Consider the following 16,464-nt stretch of genomic DNA (forward strand, 5'->3'; position numbering starts at 1 on the left):
GACTGGGGGCTTTGCGCCACATACGGTGGGTCATTTTTAAATGCCATAACCGGGTCAGCTTTGAACGCTCATTGACACTGACAGTCACCGACACCCCGCTGAGTACCGAAAACCTGCATGCCGCATCGACCCTCACACGTTACGTGGTTGAGCGCGCGCAGGTGTTACGCGAAGGGATCGACGCAGCCAAACCGGACATTCGTCGGCTTCAGTCGCTGTCCAGCCATCAGATGGAAATCTTGCACTGGGTCTCGCAGGGCAAGACCAACCGGGAAATCGCCGTCATCGTTGGGAAATCGCGCAGCACGATTGACTATCACCTGGAGGAAATTCGCAGAAAGATGGGTGTATTAACCCGCGCCCAGGCGGCCGTCATATTCACCCGCGCGAAGTTGAACGGCGCGCTTTCGCAGTCCAATAGGCACCGGCGAACCTGCAGTTCGTGCTGCCAGACGAACGCAAAAGTAGAACACTCGCAAAAAGCAGACTTATCGCATTAAATCGACTAGAGATGAAAATCACCGAAGGATTCCGGTTGGTAGATCACCTTCTCGATCCGGATCCGGCGAGTGCGATCCCTGACCACCCAATCGACGGTGTCGCCTTCCTGATAGCCCAGGATCGCTGTGCCGACATCGGAAAGGACCGAGAGTTTCCCCGAACATTCTTCGGCATCTTGCGGATAGACCAGAGCCACGTCCTTTTGTTCGTCGTCCAGCTGTAACACGACCTTGGAATTCATTGTTACAACGTCGCCCGAGACATCTTGAGGGTCAACGACGATGGCGCGCTCGATCTCGTGTTGAAGTTCGACCTTTGCCGTTCCGTCTTCAAAATCAACCAGGCTCTGGAGGCGGGCTTTGTCCATCTCGGTAACGTAAATATCAGTGGAATCTGCCATCGCACCTTCGCGCAGGAGATCAAGATACCGGTCAGAGGTCATGGACAGGGAATGGAGCGTCGGCGTCTCGCGTTCGAGACGGAAACCACAGCGTTCAAACCCTTTCATCGAACGTGTATTGTCCGGGTGAATTTTGGCGATAACCCTCTCGGCACACATGTCGAGAAAAGCAAGCTTCAGCCCTTCACGGATGGTGCTTGTGCCAAGCCTGCGGCCCCAATTGTCATGATCGCCGATGACCAGAACTATTTCACACTCGGCGCCTATCTTGACCAGACGGACAAAGCCGACCGGGATATCGCCTCGATCATAGACCATGAAAAAACGGCCGCCCTGATTGAACAGATGTGTCAGGATCGGCATCTGAACCCGATTGACGGTTTGTGCGATGAACCGGGATACATCGTCTGAATCACTCAGATAGCGGGTCACGCGTTCATCTTCCAACCAGTCCATAAGGATCTGTGCGTGCATCCGGGTGATTTCCGGACGCAACGAAACAAAAGGCTTGCTTATCTTCGCCACCTTGGTCGCAAGAATGAAAGCCTGTCACGGTCGCTGCCGCGCTGGTTCTTTCGAGTCAGTATTAAAAATCGCAAAGCACTTTCTAGCAAGATTCAGAGCATTGCCAAGTTGTTTTAGCGGCTTTTTTTGAACAGACATGCTGCTGGGGCTTTGCTGCACGAATCGGGGTGTGAGCGGAGTGGATCCTCACTTGTCGCTTTGGCTTACGTCGCCAAACTTCGCCGAGCAACGCTTGCAATGCGAAGTTTATAGTCATGCGCGATTGCATTACCCCCCCAACGGCGCGCCGTGAGAACAGAACGATCACGACAGCCTGACAGGACCAACCTTCATGCGTCTTGATATACGTGATGTCTTTCACCCAAACACGGTCGGGGGCACTCACTTCAAACTGCCAGTCCAATGTGTTGTCAGCAACCACTGAAGGCTTGCCACCATATCGGCCAGGGCGTCGTTTGTAACCAATCCGAGGCGCAATGCCTGCAAGGCTGGCCAGGCGCGCGGCGCGTTTATCCTTCGTGACGGAAGCCACGAAAGACTGATCGTGGCTGTGTGCGACAGAACGCGCCCATACCGCCATTATCCTTCACCCAGACGATCAGGTTATTGAGCTCGGCATAGGCCCCCCTGCCTGTCCCGCCATTGTAATCGGCGGCGCAATTCGCAGTCAGCGGTATTGGCGGCTGATTACTGAAGTCCACGCAATCGCATTTGCGGGCGGCCCGCTCTGAAAGCGCGACAAGACGACCAAGCGGGCAAACCACCCTTTGGTGGCTCACCCGTCAAAGCACCAGTCTGTCTCGAGAAACCTCCGCTCTGGACGGTCAACCAGCCGACCGGCGTGCGCGCTCAGATGCGGGGCAGTTGCCAATCGGCATGAATGCCGGACCGGTCGCAGAACCCGGCGATATCCGCCCCCGCGAACAGCCCGTCCCGCGTGACCAGAACCGACCGCCAGCCAGCCGCACGCGCGCCCAGAATATCGGTATGCAGAGAATCCCCGCACATCGCGATCCGGTCCGGCGCAACACCCGGCAGCGAGGCCTGCGCCATCGCGAACACATCGTCGAAGGGTTTGCCGTAAAACGACACATCCGCCTGCGTCCGGTCCATCAGCAGATGACCGTAATAACCCGGCTCCAGTGAGAACCCGTCGTCGCGCGGCGCGACCAGATCGGCATTGGCGATCAGCACCGGGCGCGGGCGGCGGCGCAGCGCGGCTTCCAGCACCGCCTGCCGGGATGGCCCCCAGTCCGCGGCGGACAGGAACAAGATACCCTCGACCGCGTCATAGCCTTCCACATCGTCGTGCAAACGCATCACGCGCCCCGGCACATCGGCGGCCGCGTCGCTCGTGGCCGCGATCACGCCCCAGTGGCGCGGCGCGGCGGCCTTCAGTGCCGCCTCGCGGCTGGTGATGATCTCGTCGTCATGCAGCACCATCCCCAACCGTTTGAACTTGGCGATGGCGCCCGCCCGGTCATAGCTGGCGGCGTTGGTCAGCACGCGGATCTGGCAGCCCGCGCCGCGCAACTGGTCCAGCCGCTCTGATGCTCCGGGGATCGGGGTTTCGCCGACATTCAGAACCCCGAACGCGTCAAAGACAAAGGTATCCACCTGCCCCGCGACATCCATCAGCGACCCGATGGGCTGCGTCTGCCCGAATCCCGCTGCCGCCGGCAGCCGGTGGCGGATCGCCTCGTAGCGGTCAAAGACGGACGCAGTGTCCTGCAACTCTCTGGTCATGGTGGCGCTCCGTTCTCTTGCCTGCGTGCCGCGCGTCAGATGATCGCGCCGCGCACCTTGGCCGAGACCCACTCGGAAATCACCACCGCCATCAGGATCACCAGCAGGATCAGCGCCACCTGCGGCCATGCCAGAACATTGAGCGACGCCGACAGTTGCAGCCCGATCCCGCCCGCGCCCACCAGGCCCAGCACGGTCGATTCGCGGATGTTGATATCCCAGCGGAACACCGCGATGCCAGCGAATGCGGGCATGATCTGCGGCAATATCCCGTAGGCCATCACCTGCCAGCGCGACGCGCCCGTGGCGGTGATCGCCTCCACCTGCGTGCTGTCGATCTCCTCGATCGCCTCATAGAGCAGCTTGGCGCAGAACCCGACCGAGCGGATGGCGATGGCCACCACCCCGGCAAAGACACCCGGCCCGATGATGGCGATCAGCAGCAGCGCCCAGATCAAGGAATTGATCGAGCGAGTCGAAACGATGATCAGCAGGGCAATGGGCCGGATAAAGAGCCGCGACGGCGTGGTGTTGCGCGCCGCCAGAAACGCCACCGGCACCGCCAGCAGCAACGCGATGAGCGTGCCCAGCGTGGCGATGTTCAGCGTGTCCCAGATCGGCTCGCCCAGTTGGGTGATATATTCCCATTTCGGCGGCGTGGCCCGATCCCAGATGTCGCCCGCAATGCGTGGCGCGTCCCAGACGAAAAACCACGTCGTCGCCTCTGAAATCTGCTGCCAGCAATAGGCAAAGATGGCGATGCCGATCAGCCACAGCACCCAGTGAAACAGCGATTCGCGCCCCGTGCGCCGCTTCCAGACCTGTCGGCCACTGATGTCACGCACCGGCATTACTGAACCCTCTCGCGGATGACGCCGCTGAGGTATTCCAGCGCCATCACCACGCCGATGATGATCAGCAGGATCGCCGCTGCGGTATCGTATTCGTAACGGTCAAACGCGGTGTTCAGCGTCGCACCGATGCCGCCTGCCCCCACAAGGCCCAGAATGGCGCTCTCGCGGAAATTGATGTCGATACGGTACATCGACAGCCCGATAAGCCGCGGCATGACCTGCGGCTGCACACCGTAATTGATCCACTGCGTCCACTTGGCCCCCGATGCCTTGATCGCCTCGGCCTGCACCTTGTCCATGCTCTCGATATCCTCGGCCAACAGTTTCGACAGGAACCCGATGGTGGCAAAGCTGAGCGTCAGGAACCCTGCCAGCGGACCAAAACCAAAGATCGCGACCAGAAGGATCGCCACGATGATCTCTTGCAACGCCCGGCTGACCGCGATGATCGACCGACAGATCAGATAGACCGGCAGCGGGGCGATATTGCGCGCCGCCCCCAGCGCGATGGGGATCGAAATGGCGATGCCCACCACCGATGCGGCCACCGTCATGATGACGCTTTCCAGCATCCCGTCCCAGATATCGACCGACCGGGAGGTGAAATCGGGGCTGGTGAAGGCCAGCACGAACTGCTTGCCGCGCTCCAGCCCTTCGTAGACACGGGCCCAGTTGATCTCGATCGTCAGGAACGCCGCCACCAGATAGGCCGCGAACCCGAACAGCAGCGCCCAGCGCAACCAGCCTCTGCGGACAAAGGGCGGTTTCTTCCAGCGTTTGCCGACAAGTGCCTCCAGCTCGGTGCTCATTCGGCAGCCTCCGGCGCGTCGTCGTCCTCATCCTCGACCTTGTCGATTGTCGCCTCCCAATCCTCCGCGCCATAGATCGTTGTCAGAACATCGGGGGTCAGCGTATCGGGTGGGCCGTCGAACTCGACCGCGCCGGCCCGCAGGCCGATGACACGCTGCACGAACATCTGCGCCAGCGCGACATCGTGGATGTTGATGATCGCCGCCAGCCCCCGCTCCTTGCACAGCTCGCAGACCAGCCGCATGATCTGCCGCGATGTCTTGGGGTCCAGCGACGCGGTCGGCTCGTCCACCAACAGCAGCGCGGGGTTCTGGATCAGGGCGCGGCAGATGCCCACTCGCTGCCGTTGCCCGCCCGACAGCTCGTCGGCGCGCTTGTCCGCCATGGCCAGCAGCCCGACGCGGTCCAGCAGGCGAAACGCCTCATCCACATCCGCCTGCGGATATTTGCGCAAGAAGCTGCGCCAGAACCCGACATAGCCCAACCGGCCCGACAGCACGTTTTCCATCACCGACAGCCGCTCGACCAGCGCGTATTCCTGAAAGATCATGCCCATGCGGCGACGTTCCCGGCGCAGGCTGCCAGAGGACAACCCGGTCAGTTCGACATCGCCCAGATACACCTTGCCCGAGGTCGGCTCTACCAGCCGGTTGATGCAACGGATCAGCGTCGATTTTCCCGCGCCCGACGGGCCGATCAGGGCCAGAACCTGCCCTTCGGGAACAACCAGATCAACGGCTTTCAACGCCTGATCCCCGGTTTTGTAGGTCTTGGTTAGCTTTTCAAGCCGCAGCATGCAGGCCCTCCCGGGGCAAAGTTAAACGCGGTAAGGGGCGGTCCCGTCGGGCCGCCCCTCGCCAGTTATCAGCGCAATATCATTGGCAGGCGTAGCTGACGTCATTGGCCGCATCGATCTTGCGGATCACGTCCCAGTATTCCTTGTAGTTGATCTCGATGAACTGGGCCTCGCCATTCTTGCTGAATTCCTCTTCCAGGCTGGTCCCTGACCAGTCAAACTCGAAGAACGCGTTGCGGATCTTGTCCTGCAATTCGGGCTTGAGGTTATAGACCACGCCGTAGCCAGTCGTCGGAAAGGTCTGCGACTTGTAGAGCGATACGATCTGGTCGCGGCTGACCACTTCGCGCTCGAACATCCGGGTCATCACCGAGTTGGCGATGGCGGCGGCCGGATAGTCCTTGTTGGCCACGCCCAGCACCGAGTTGTCGTGCTTGCCTGAATAGACCGGCTCGAAATCGCGATCCGGCAGCAGGCCATAATCCGCCTTCAGGATCGCCGAGGGTGCCTTGAAGCCGGAATTCGACGTGGGCGCGGTAAAGGCCAGTTGCTTGCCCTTGATGTCCTCGATCGTCTCGATACCCGATCCGGGATAGGTGATGATCTCCATCTCGTAGCCAAAGCTGCCATCAGCCGAGGCCATGATGGTGAAGGGCGAAAAGCCCGCGCAGTTCACAGCCAGCGGGTTCGATCCGGTATTGAACCCCGCGATATGAAGCCGCCCCGAGCGCATCGCCTCGATCTGTGCCGCGTTGGACTGGACCGGGAAAAACACGACCTTCTTGCCGGTCGCGTCCTCAAGGTATGTCAGGAAATCAGCCCAGGCTTCCTTGTACACCGCCGGATCCTCGACCGGCGTGTAGGCAAAGATCAACGTGTCGGGGTCAAGCTGTTCCGCCGCATCGGTGGGCGTATCCGCGATCAGATCGCCATCCACGTCGCAGAACCGTTCGTCCAGCGCGCCATGCGGGCAATCGGCGGCCGCAGCAGCCCCTCCCAGCGCCATGCCGAAAGCAAGCGCAACACCTGATAAAAGTGTAGAAGTCATCTTCATATCGTCGTTCTCCCTTTTTTATTGAGGCTAGATGCGATCGGGCGCTTTTCCAAAGGAAATTTTTGTGACACTCGCGCCAAGGGCCGACAATCGCGCTGCAAGCCGGAAGAAACCAAGGGCGATTACCGCCTCCCACGGCGATTACTGACGCAGGATCAACGGACAAATGCACCGGTCATAAAATCGCAATCGGCCACGCCAATCGTCATGGCATCAGCACATCGCTGCGCGAAAACGCCGCCGATTCTTCGGTCAGATCATCATAGAGCAATTCCACCGTCACCGACCCGATACTGCCCAGGGGCTGCGCGATATAGGGCAGGCCCTCGTCAGTGAGGATCGCGTTGGGTGTCGCGGTGCCCTCCAGGCAGGGCGGCATCGGCCAGACCTGCATTGGCCCGTCATTCAGGCTGTAGCGGATCTGGTGCAGCCCGCAGCGCCAGCTTAGCAGATGCGTGAAATAAAGAAGGTCCTGCCCGTCATATTCGCGCACCGCCACCCAGTTGCCGCGCGTCATGCCGAGGATCGGCTTGACCTCGGTCGCGGTGGTAAACTTGCCCGAAGGCTCCTGCGGCTCGGCCACAAATGCCGCGTCCTGCGTCGGTGCCGCCTCTGCGGCGATCGCCGGGCCGCTGTCCGCCTGCCCGTTCCCGCCCAACGCCATCGCGATGGCGATAAAGACCCAATCTATCATTGCCAATCTCCCCTTTTTCCAAATCATCGCACCTGCCCCCTTCTGCGGCGCAGGCATCGCCCCTATACTGCGCCCAAAAACAGGCAAGGCAGGGTCCAGTATGGCGGCGCAGGCAGGCAAAAGACACCCTTTCAACATCCTGATCATCGGCCAGGGCGGGCGGCTGCAATACGAGGCGGTCATGTTCTGTGCCTCGCTGCGCGAGACCAGCCCGGATTTCGACGGGCGCGTGATCGTGGCAGAACCGCAACCCGGCCCGCTGTGGAAGGGTGACCCGCGCATCCAAGGCGACGAAACGGCCAGGTTGCTGGACGAGTTGGGCGCCGAGATCATCCCCTTCGAAAGCCGCCATTTCGGTCAGGCCTACCCCTATGGCAACAAGATCGAAGCGCTGCGCATCCTGCCCGAGGGTGAACCTTTCGTGTTTTTCGACACCGATACGCTGGTGACGGGCGACCTGATGGACGTGCCGTTCGATTTCGACCGGCCCAGCGCATCACTGCGCCGCGAAGGCACATGGCCCAAGCCCGAGCTCTACGGCCCCGGCTACACCGATATCTGGAAATCGCTCTACGATAAATTCGGCCTGGATTTCGCCAGCTCGCTCGACATGTCCCAGCCCGATGAATTCTGGAAGCGCTACCTCTATTTCAACGCCGGGTTCTTCTACTATCGCTGCCCGGCCGAATTCGGCGCCCGGTTCGAGGAATACGCCCTGGCGATCCGTGACGATCCCCCGCCCGAACTGGTCTGTCAGGAACTCAACCCGTGGCTGGATCAGGTCGCGCTGCCGCTGGTGATCCACAGTCTCGGCGGCGGGCGCGACACCTTGCCGCCGGGCTATCTGGATGGTGAAACCACCTGCCACTACCGGCTGCTGCCGCTGCTCTACGCCCGCGAGAGCGAACGCGTCGTGGAAGTGCTGCACGAGGTGACAACCCCCAACCGGATCAAGAAGGTGCTGAAGGAATACGACCCGATCAAGCGGATGGTGTACCAGGGGCGCGGCTTCAAGGTGCGCGACCTGTTCGATCAGGACAACCTGCCGCGCAAGGAACAGGCGATCCGCAACAAGATCAAGCGCAACGGGTTCTGGATGCGGTAGGCATCTGTGGTCGGGGCAAGTGACAGCCCCCCCCACGGCGCGCCCTTTCCGCGCTTATTCGTTGCCGCCGCAGCGTTGATCCCTTACAGATTCGCGCGACCCATTCCCTGAGGAGGACTATCCATGGCATACGGCTTTGACACATTGCAGATCCACGCAGGCGCCCGCCCCGATCCGGCAACTGGCGCGCGACAGACGCCGATCTACCAGACGACGGCCTATGTGTTCCGCGATGCCGACCACGCCGCCGCCCTCTTCAACCTCCAGGAAGTTGGCTATATCTACTCGCGCCTCACCAACCCCACGGTTGCCGTTCTGCAGGAACGCGTCGCGACACTCGAAGGCGGCGCCGGTGCCGTCTGCTGTTCGTCCGGGCACGCAGCTCAGATCATGGCCCTCTTTCCGCTGATGCAGCCGGGCTGCAACGTCGTGGTCTCGACCCGGCTCTATGGTGGCTCGATCACCCAGTTCAGCCAGACGATGAAACGCTTCGGCTGGGAAGCCCGCTTTGTCGATATCGACGACACGAAAGCGATGCAGGCGACCATTGATGACAAGACGCGCGCAATCTTCTGCGAATCCATCGCCAACCCCGGCGGACATATCGCTGATCTGCGCGCCATCGCCGATGTCGCCGACGAGGCGGGCATTCCGCTGATCGTCGACAACACCACCGCCACGCCCTACCTGTGCCGCCCGATCGAGCACGGCGCGACGCTGGTGGTGCATTCGATGACCAAATACCTGACCGGCAACGGCACCGTCACCGGCGGCGTCGTGGTGGACAGCGGCACATTCGACTGGTCCGCCTCCGACAAGTTCCCCTCGCTCAGCCAGCCCGAACCAGCCTATCACGGGCTCAAGTTCCACGAAACATTCGGCCCGCTCGCCTTCACCTTCCACGGCATCGCCATCGGGCTGCGCGACCTCGGCATGACGCTGAACCCGCAGGCGGCACATTACACGCTGATGGGGATCGAAACGCTGAGCCTGCGCATGGAGCGCCACGTTGAGAACGCCACGCGCGTTGCCGAATGGCTGGAGAAACACGACGCCGTGGCCAAAGTGACCTATGCCGGCCTCAAAAGCTCGCCGGTCTTTGATCGTGTCGCCAAATACTGCCCGCGCGGCGCCAGCGGCCTGTTTACCGTGCAACTCAAGGGCGGCTATGATGCCTGCATGAAAGTGGTCGACAGCCTGGAGCTGTTCAGCCACGTGGCCAATCTCGGCGATACCCGCAGCCTTGTCATCCACGCCGCATCGACCACCCACCGCCAGCTTACACCCGAACAGCAGACGGCAGCGGGCGCCAGCCCCGACCTGGTGCGTTTCTCCATCGGCACCGAGGATGTGAACGACCTCATCGCCGATCTTGAGCAGGCGCTGGCCAAGGCCAGCTGACCTCGCCCCGGCCCGGTCCGAAAACACCGGGGGTGTTGTTGTTGCCTGCGACAATGACGCCCCCGGACACCGGCCCGACGGCCATGGCCCCGACATCCGGCATGACTTTCTCTCGGCAGGAAGCTGCTATAGACTTCCACGCTGTGATACGGGGACTCCCCGAGCAGTGACAGCGGTGTTAGAACGCCTGATATGAAACCAAATTTCGCTCTTTCGTTGTCATTCGACGGCATCGGCCTGCTGCACCGGCGTTTCCCCGGCTGGACACTCGTGGACGAGGTATCGCTCGATATCGACGATCTGCCCGCCGCGCTGGCCGAATTGCGCGCCAAGGCTACGGCGCTGGACCCTTCGGGACTGCGCACCAAGCTGGTCATTCCCAACAGCCAGATCAAATATCTCTCCATTCCGGCCCCCGCCGCAGAACCACATGATCAGGCCGCTCGCGCGGCGCTGGATGGCGCGACCCCCTACAGTGTCGATGAACTGGTTTACGACTGGGCCGCCGACGGCCCCGATCTGAAGATCGCCGCCGTCGCCCGCGAAACTCTGGAAGAAGCCGAAGTCTTCGCCATCGATCACGCCTTTGCCCCGGTCTGCTTTGTCGCGATTCCCGACAATGGCGATTTCAAAGGCGAGCCGTTTTTCGGCGAAACCGCTCAGGCCCGCTCGATCCTGCCCGACGGCACGCAAGTGGAGCGCGACGAGGTGCCGATCCGCATCATCAGCGTCAGCAAGGAGATGCCAGCCCCGCCCGCTCCGCCCGCCGATCCGGGCGAAGAGGCGGCCTCCCCCGCGCCAGACACCGCCCCTGCCGCCGCCGAACCAGCGCCGGTCCCGGACAAGGCCGCGCCCGCGAAACAGCCGAAACCCAAGCCGGAACCGAAAACCAAGGCCAAGGCCGCCCCAAAAGTCGACGCCCCAGATCCCGTCCCGGACGCGCCCAAGCCATTTACCAGCATTCGTGCCAGCCGTGGCGCGGCCCCGGACAACGCTGCCAAGCTCGACGCGCCATCACGGCTCAGCGGTCTGGTCGCGTCCCGCAGCGAAGGCGCGCTGCGCCCCGGCGCCGCCGATACCGACAAGACCGCCGCGCCGGTGTTGCCCTCGCCTGCAACAGAACCGACAGTGGACCCCGCCGAACGGCTGGACAGCCCCACGCCCGCAGAGCCCGAAACGACCGGCGAAACAGCCAAGCCCCGGTTCTTCAGCGGCCGCCAGCCGCAAGCCACGCGCAAGGCGACCCCAACAAAGAAAACCGAGAGCAAACCCGTCAGCAGTGCCAAGACCCGTTTCGAGGACGAAAAGCAGCGCATGACGGTCTTTGGTGCGCGACAGCCCCAGGTCGGCGGCAAGCCGCGCTTCCTGGGCCTGATCCTGTTGGCGGCGCTGCTTCTCTTCCTTGTCGCCGTGGCCGCATGGGCGTCGATCTTCCTGGACGATGGGCTGGCCCGGCTCTTTGGCGGCCCCAAGGAAATCCATGTCGCCGACGATGTGTCTGCCTCAGCGGAGACGGAACCAATACAGCCGATGCGCGTGGCCATGCCCGCCGCAACCGAACCCCTCGCGCCAATGGCGCCCGCCCAGAGTGAAGAGACCGATCAGGCCGCGCTCACCCTGCCCGAGACGCACATCGAACCGCCTGCCGCTCCCGCTGCCGAGTCGCCAGCACCCGAGCCCGCGCCAGAACCTGCGCCCGTGGTCAGCACCCCGGCCCCCGCACCCGAACCTCTGACGCCAAGCGCGGCGCTCGCGCGCTATGCCGCCACCGGCATCTGGCAAATGGCGCCCGAGCCCCCCACGGCCCCGCGCGCCAGCGGCGATGCCGAACGCATTTTCCGCATCTCGGTCGACCCGGACGTCCAGTTTGACGACCCCACCATCCTGCCCAGCAGCCCCGGGGCGCAGCGCGATGCCCCCCCCGAAGTCGTTGCCCTGCCACACACCCCCGGCGAGACATTCGATTTCGATGAAAACAATCTCGTGCGCGCAACCCCGGAAGGCGCGATGACGCCACAGGGCGTGCGGGTCCATGCCGGGCGCCCGGTGGTCGAACCACCCGCAGCGATGCAGCGTGTCGACGCGCCCACTGTTACGACGGAGCCTGCGCTGGTCGCAGAGGCAGAGCCGGCCGCCGTGACCGATCCGGCAGAGCCACAGGCCGACGCCGGGCAACCCACATCGCCACTGGCCGCGGTCCGCCCGCGCCCGCGCCCCGCCAGCCTCGCCCCCGAAGCGCAGAGCCAAGCCACGCCGGATGCCGACGCGGATGCCGTAACCCAGAGCGTGACCGAGGACGAAGCCTCGCTGCCCGTCGTCGATCCCGCCCTCGCTGCGTTCCGCCCGCGCGTGCGCCCCGACACGATCACCGCCGCCACCGAAACTGCGGCCACCGAAACTGCGGCCACGACCGAAGCCGCCCTGGTCGATTCAGAGGCGCTGGAAGCGGCCCTGGCCTTGGCCAATGCTGACGCCGATGCCGAAGCCACCAGCGAGGCAGAAGCCGAGGTTGACGAGTCCCAGTTCGAAAACCCGACACCGCAAGCAGTCACCGCCTCGCTGACGCCGCTGAACCGTCCCAAGAATTTCGCCGCCATTGTCGCGCGCGCCCGCGAAAGCGAGGCCGCGCAACCTGTCGCCACGGCACAGGTGCTGGCCCCGTCCGTGCCCTCGACCGCTTCGGTCGCCAAGGAGGCGACGAATCGCAACGTGCTGAACCTGCGTGACGTCAACCTGATCGGCGTCTACGGCACGCCCAACAATCGCCGCGCGCTGGTGCGCCTGTCCAACGGGCGCTACAAGAAGGTCAAGGTGGGTGACAGGCTCGACGGCGGCAAAGTCGCGGCCATAGGCGACAGCGAGTTGCGCTACGTCAAGAAGGGCCGGAACGTGACACTGCGCATGCCAAAGGGCTGATCCGCCCCCGCGCCCGTCATGTACGGGCCACGCCAGCAGCCACCGTCAATCAGCAGGTGCCACCAGTTCACCGGCGTTGATCTGTTCCTGTTCGATTGATTCGAACAGCGCCTGGAAATTACCCTCGCCGAATCCGTCATCGCCCTTGCGCTGGATGAACTCGAAAAAGATCGGGCCGATCACGGTTTTTGAAAAAATCTGCAACAGGATCCGCGTCTCGCCGCCATCCACCACACCCTCGCCATCGATCAAGATGCCGTGTTTCTTCATCCTCTCCAGCGGCTCGGTATGCCCCGCGACGCGCTCAAGGCTGAGGTCATAATAGCTGTCAGGCGGCGGCGGCATGAACCGCAGCCCGCGCGCCGCAATCTCGTCGGTCGCGTCATAGAGCGCCTCGGTGCCCACCGCGATATGCTGGATTCCCTCGCCGCGATACTTGTTCAGATAGGCCACGATCTGCCCGGTCTCGCCCCGGTCCTCGTTGATCGGGATGCGGATGCGCCCGCAGGGCGAGGTCAGCGCGCGGCTGAACAACCCGGTGAACTTGCCCTTGATGTCAAAGAACCGGATTTCGCGAAAGCCGAACACATCGCTGTAAAACCGAAACCAGCGATCCATGTTGCCCTTGTAGACATTATGCGTCAGGTGATCGAGATAGTAGAACCCGCCCCCCTCGGGCTTGGGCTCCGTCAGCCACGCATATTCACTGCCATAGACGGCGCGCGGATCGGTTTCCTCGACGAAATAGATCAGCGATCCGCCGATCCCCCGGATCGCGGGCACGTCCAGCGCCTTGCCCGGCCCGTCATAGACCTCTGCCCCCTTCGAGAGCGTATGCGCCAGCGCCTTTTGCGCATCCGCCACGCGCCAGCCCATCGACGGGGCCGAAGCCCCATGCGCTGCCTGAAACTCATGCGCGAAACTCTTCGCATCGCTGGTCAGGATATAGGTGATATCGCCCTGCTGCCAAATCTCCGCCGCGCGACTCTTGTGTCTGGCAGTGCAGGCAAAGCCCATCCGCGCAAATAGCGCACGTGCCTCTGCCGGGCGGGGATGGGTGAATTCAACGAATTCAAACCCGTTCGTGCCAACGGGATTGTCGGCAGTGATGCCGGATTGCGGCGTGTCATGCGGGAAAGGTCCCATCGCGGCGCGGCCTTCTGTAAGTGATCTGCGTCACAATACCATGCCACCCATGCGTCGTTCGCGCATTCTTCGCTTCGATCTTTTGCTATCTGCGTATTTATTGCAATCGACAGACATTATATGCATGATTAGTGCATGCTCGACAATACGGATACCCGCCTTGTCCAGGCGCTACAGGAAAATGCCCATCTCACCGTTCAGGAACTGGGCGCATTGCTCAACCTGTCGCCCAGCCAGGCGGGACGACGCCGGCAGCGGCTGGAACGATCCGGGGTGATCGCGGGCTATACCGCCCGGCTCGACCCGATGCTGGCCGGGCTTGACGTGCAAGCCTTCGTGCAGGTCGAAATGGCCAGCCACCGCCCCGAAGACGCGCGCAGCTTTGCCCGTCTGGTCGCCACCCAGCCGCAAATCGTCAGCGCCTGGACCCTCACCGGGACCGCCGATTATCTGCTGCGGGTCTATTGCAAAGACCTTCCCGCGTTGAACGATCTGATCCACGCGGTATTGTTACCCCACCGTGCCGTCGCAAAGGTGCATAGCCAAATCGTGATGAACCAGCTCAAGGCGGACGCGCCGCTGCCCACCTGACCCAAAAGGACCCCCGATGGAAGGTTTCCTCTACCAGGCGTCGATCTACCTTGCCGCAGCCGTGATCGCGGTGCCGATTGCCGCCCGGCTTGGTCTGGGATCGGTGCTGGGGTACCTCGCCGCGGGCATCATCATCGGCCCGGTTCTGGGGCTCGTTGGCCATGAAACCGAGGAATTGCAGCACTTTGCCGAATTCGGCGTGGTGATGATGCTGTTTCTCATCGGGCTGGAACTGGAACCGAGGGCGCTGTGGGACATGCGCCACAGGCTGTTGGGCCTTGGCGGGTTGCAGACCGCCATCACCACGCTGGCGGTGATGGTCGGCGCGATGATGTTCGGCCAGGTCTGGAGCGTCGCGCTCGCTGTCGGGCTGATCTTTGCGCTCTCCTCAACCGCGATTGTCCTTCAGACCCTTTCGGAAAAGGGGCTGATGCAGACCGGCGGCGGGCGCTCGGCCTTTTCCGTCCTGCTGACACAGGACATCGCGGTGATCCCGATGCTGGCGCTCTTGCCGCTGCTGGCCCTGCCCAAATCACCCGACAAGGTGCTGGGCGACGTGCTGGAGAATTCCGCAGATGCACTCGCGGGCGGTGGCGCCCATCACGACGTCTCGCTGTCGCTGGTGGCCGGGCTGCCGGGCTGGGGCGTCACGCTGGTGACGCTGGGCGCGGTGGCGGCGGTGATCCTCTCTGGCGTCTACCTGATCGCGCCTGTGTTCCGCTTCATCCATGCCGCGCGCCTGCGCGAGATGTATACCGCGCTGGCCCTGCTCATCGTCTGCGGCATCAGCTTCGTGATGTACCTGGTGGGCCTCTCGCCGGCCCTCGGCGCGTTTCTGGCCGGCGTGGTGCTGGCCAACAGCGAATTCCGGCACGAGCTGGAATCGGATGTCGAGCCGTTCAAGGGGCTGTTGCTGGGCCTCTTTTTCATCACGGTTGGTGCGGGCATCAACTTTGCCATCTTCTTTGGCGCGCCCTTCCTGATCCTCGGCATCGCCCTTGCGGTGATCGTGACCAAAGGCGTGATCCTCTACCTGCTGGGCCGGGTGTTCAACCTGCGGCGGCGCGATCTGTGGCTCTTCACCCTGTCGCTGGCGCAAGCGGGCGAATTCGGCTTCGTGCTGATCTCGTTCTCGTCGCAACAAAACGTGGTGCCGCCCGCCCTTACCGAAATCCTGCTGCTGGTGGTGGCGCTCACCATGCTGATCACGCCGCTACTCTTCATCCTGTACGACTGGCTGTCGAACCATATGGAGACCGCGGCCGAACTGCACGAGCCGGACACCATCGACCAGAAAGGCCCGGTAATCATCGTCGGCATCGGGCGCTTCGGTCAGATCGTCAATCGGCTGGTGCGCTCGGCGGGCTACAGTACCGTCGTGCTTGATCACGACCTCGCGGCGATCCAGCGTATGCGCCGCTTTGGCGTCAAGGGGTTCTTCGGTGATCCGACGCGGCCCGAACTGCTGATCGCTGCCGGCCTGAAAGACGCTAGAGTGCTGGTGGCAGCGCTTGATGATCCGGACGCAGCCACCCGGCTGGTGGCCTTCGCCCGGCGCGAACGGCCCGATCTGCACATCGTCGCCCGCGCCCGCGACCGCACCCATGTGTTCCGCCTCTATCAGGCGGGGGCCAACGATATCGTGCGCGAGATGTTCGACAGCTCGCTGCGCGCCGGGCGTTACGTGTTGGAAAATATCGGCCTCACAGAATACGAGGCATCGGAAATGGAAGAGATGTTCTACCACCACGACCGGCATTCAGTGCGCGAACTGGCGACCCTGTGGGATCCGGACATTCCAACCATCGAGAACGAGGCCTATATCATCCGGGCGCAGGAACTGGAAAAGGAACTCGAAACGATGCTGCTGTCGCAACTCGAGGAAAGCGCAGAGGTCGACAAGACGAAAAAGCGCCAGCGGTAGG

General features: G+C 62.7%; 14 protein-coding genes and 1 pseudogene. 6 read left to right on the forward strand and 9 right to left on the reverse strand.

Going from position 1 to position 16,464, the window contains the following annotated elements; all coding sequences use genetic code 11:
• A partial coding sequence (locus O3306_RS08270) for a response regulator transcription factor (protein ID WP_272005588.1) occupies positions 1-500 on the forward strand: 500 nt, incomplete at its 5' end.
• Between the two features lie 5 nt (positions 501-505).
• Here O3306_RS08270 and O3306_RS08275 read toward each other — a convergent pair.
• The 8 genes and pseudogenes from O3306_RS08275 to O3306_RS08310 form a co-directional block, all read right to left on the reverse strand.
• Complete coding sequence (locus tag O3306_RS08275; protein ID WP_272005591.1) at positions 506-1,426, reverse strand: bifunctional GNAT family N-acetyltransferase/nucleoside diphosphate kinase regulator; 921 nt, start codon at positions 1,424-1,426, stop codon at positions 506-508.
• 82 nt (positions 1,427-1,508) lie between these two features.
• Positions 1,509-1,934 (reverse strand): annotated as a pseudogene (locus O3306_RS08280) (DDE-type integrase/transposase/recombinase); the annotation flags it as partial.
• A gap of 341 nt (positions 1,935-2,275) precedes the next feature.
• Complete coding sequence (locus O3306_RS08285; protein WP_272005594.1) at positions 2,276-3,172, reverse strand: HAD-IIA family hydrolase; 897 nt, start codon at positions 3,170-3,172, stop codon at positions 2,276-2,278.
• A gap of 35 nt (positions 3,173-3,207) precedes the next feature.
• The gene (gene phnE / locus O3306_RS08290; protein WP_272005596.1) at positions 3,208-4,023 is read right to left on the reverse strand and encodes a phosphonate ABC transporter, permease protein PhnE; all 816 of its coding nucleotides are present in this window, start codon (positions 4,021-4,023) and stop codon (positions 3,208-3,210) included.
• Positions 4,023-4,835: a phosphonate ABC transporter, permease protein PhnE gene (gene phnE / locus O3306_RS08295; RefSeq protein WP_272005599.1), complete on the reverse strand. Its 813-nt coding sequence runs from the start codon at positions 4,833-4,835 to the stop codon at positions 4,023-4,025. The genes phnE (O3306_RS08290) and phnE (O3306_RS08295) overlap by 1 nt, the downstream gene beginning before the upstream one ends.
• Positions 4,832-5,632: a phosphonate ABC transporter ATP-binding protein gene (gene phnC / locus O3306_RS08300; RefSeq protein ID WP_272005603.1), complete on the reverse strand. Its 801-nt coding sequence runs from the start codon at positions 5,630-5,632 to the stop codon at positions 4,832-4,834. Before phnC ends, phnE (O3306_RS08295) begins: the two co-directional genes overlap by 4 nt.
• A gap of 79 nt (positions 5,633-5,711) precedes the next feature.
• Positions 5,712-6,680, reverse strand: coding sequence for a phosphate/phosphite/phosphonate ABC transporter substrate-binding protein (gene phnD, locus O3306_RS08305; protein ID WP_442969987.1), 969 nt, complete (start codon positions 6,678-6,680; stop codon positions 5,712-5,714).
• Positions 6,681-6,891: 211 nt separating this feature from the next.
• A complete protein-coding gene (locus tag O3306_RS08310; RefSeq protein ID WP_272005608.1) occupies positions 6,892-7,380 on the reverse strand; it encodes a hypothetical protein in 489 nt (162 codons plus the stop codon).
• Between the two features lie 100 nt (positions 7,381-7,480).
• Between O3306_RS08310 and O3306_RS08315 the strand changes: the two genes are divergently transcribed.
• The 3 genes from O3306_RS08315 (at position 7,481) to O3306_RS08325 (ending at position 12,802) form a co-directional block, all read left to right on the forward strand.
• Positions 7,481-8,485: a hypothetical protein gene (locus tag O3306_RS08315; protein ID WP_272005611.1), complete on the forward strand. Its 1,005-nt coding sequence runs from the start codon at positions 7,481-7,483 to the stop codon at positions 8,483-8,485.
• 123 nt (positions 8,486-8,608) lie between these two features.
• Positions 8,609-9,886, forward strand: coding sequence for an O-acetylhomoserine aminocarboxypropyltransferase/cysteine synthase family protein (locus O3306_RS08320; protein WP_272005614.1), 1,278 nt, complete (start codon positions 8,609-8,611; stop codon positions 9,884-9,886).
• A gap of 192 nt (positions 9,887-10,078) precedes the next feature.
• On the forward strand, positions 10,079-12,802 hold the full coding sequence (locus O3306_RS08325) for a hypothetical protein (RefSeq protein ID WP_272005617.1): 2,724 nt from the start codon (positions 10,079-10,081) through the stop codon (positions 12,800-12,802).
• 45 nt (positions 12,803-12,847) lie between these two features.
• Here O3306_RS08325 and hppD read toward each other — a convergent pair whose 3' ends face one another.
• Positions 12,848-13,948, reverse strand: a complete 1,101-nt coding sequence (hppD, locus tag O3306_RS08330) for a 4-hydroxyphenylpyruvate dioxygenase (RefSeq protein WP_272005620.1) — start codon at positions 13,946-13,948, stop codon at positions 12,848-12,850.
• Positions 13,949-14,083: 135 nt separating this feature from the next.
• Between hppD and O3306_RS08335 the strand changes: the two genes are divergently transcribed.
• Together O3306_RS08335 and O3306_RS08340 are read left to right on the forward strand one after the other, a co-directional pair.
• On the forward strand, positions 14,084-14,539 hold the full coding sequence (locus O3306_RS08335; protein ID WP_272005622.1) for an Lrp/AsnC family transcriptional regulator: 456 nt from the start codon (positions 14,084-14,086) through the stop codon (positions 14,537-14,539).
• Positions 14,540-14,555: 16 nt separating this feature from the next.
• Positions 14,556-16,463 (forward strand): cation:proton antiporter domain-containing protein, encoded by a 1,908-nt coding sequence (locus O3306_RS08340; RefSeq protein WP_272005623.1) that lies wholly within the window; start codon positions 14,556-14,558, stop codon positions 16,461-16,463.
• Position 16,464 lies beyond the last annotated feature (1 nt).

This window comes from Roseovarius sp. ZX-A-9 (genome assembly GCF_028369135.1).
In the GTDB taxonomy this organism is placed as follows: Bacteria; Pseudomonadota; Alphaproteobacteria; order Rhodobacterales; family Rhodobacteraceae; genus Roseovarius.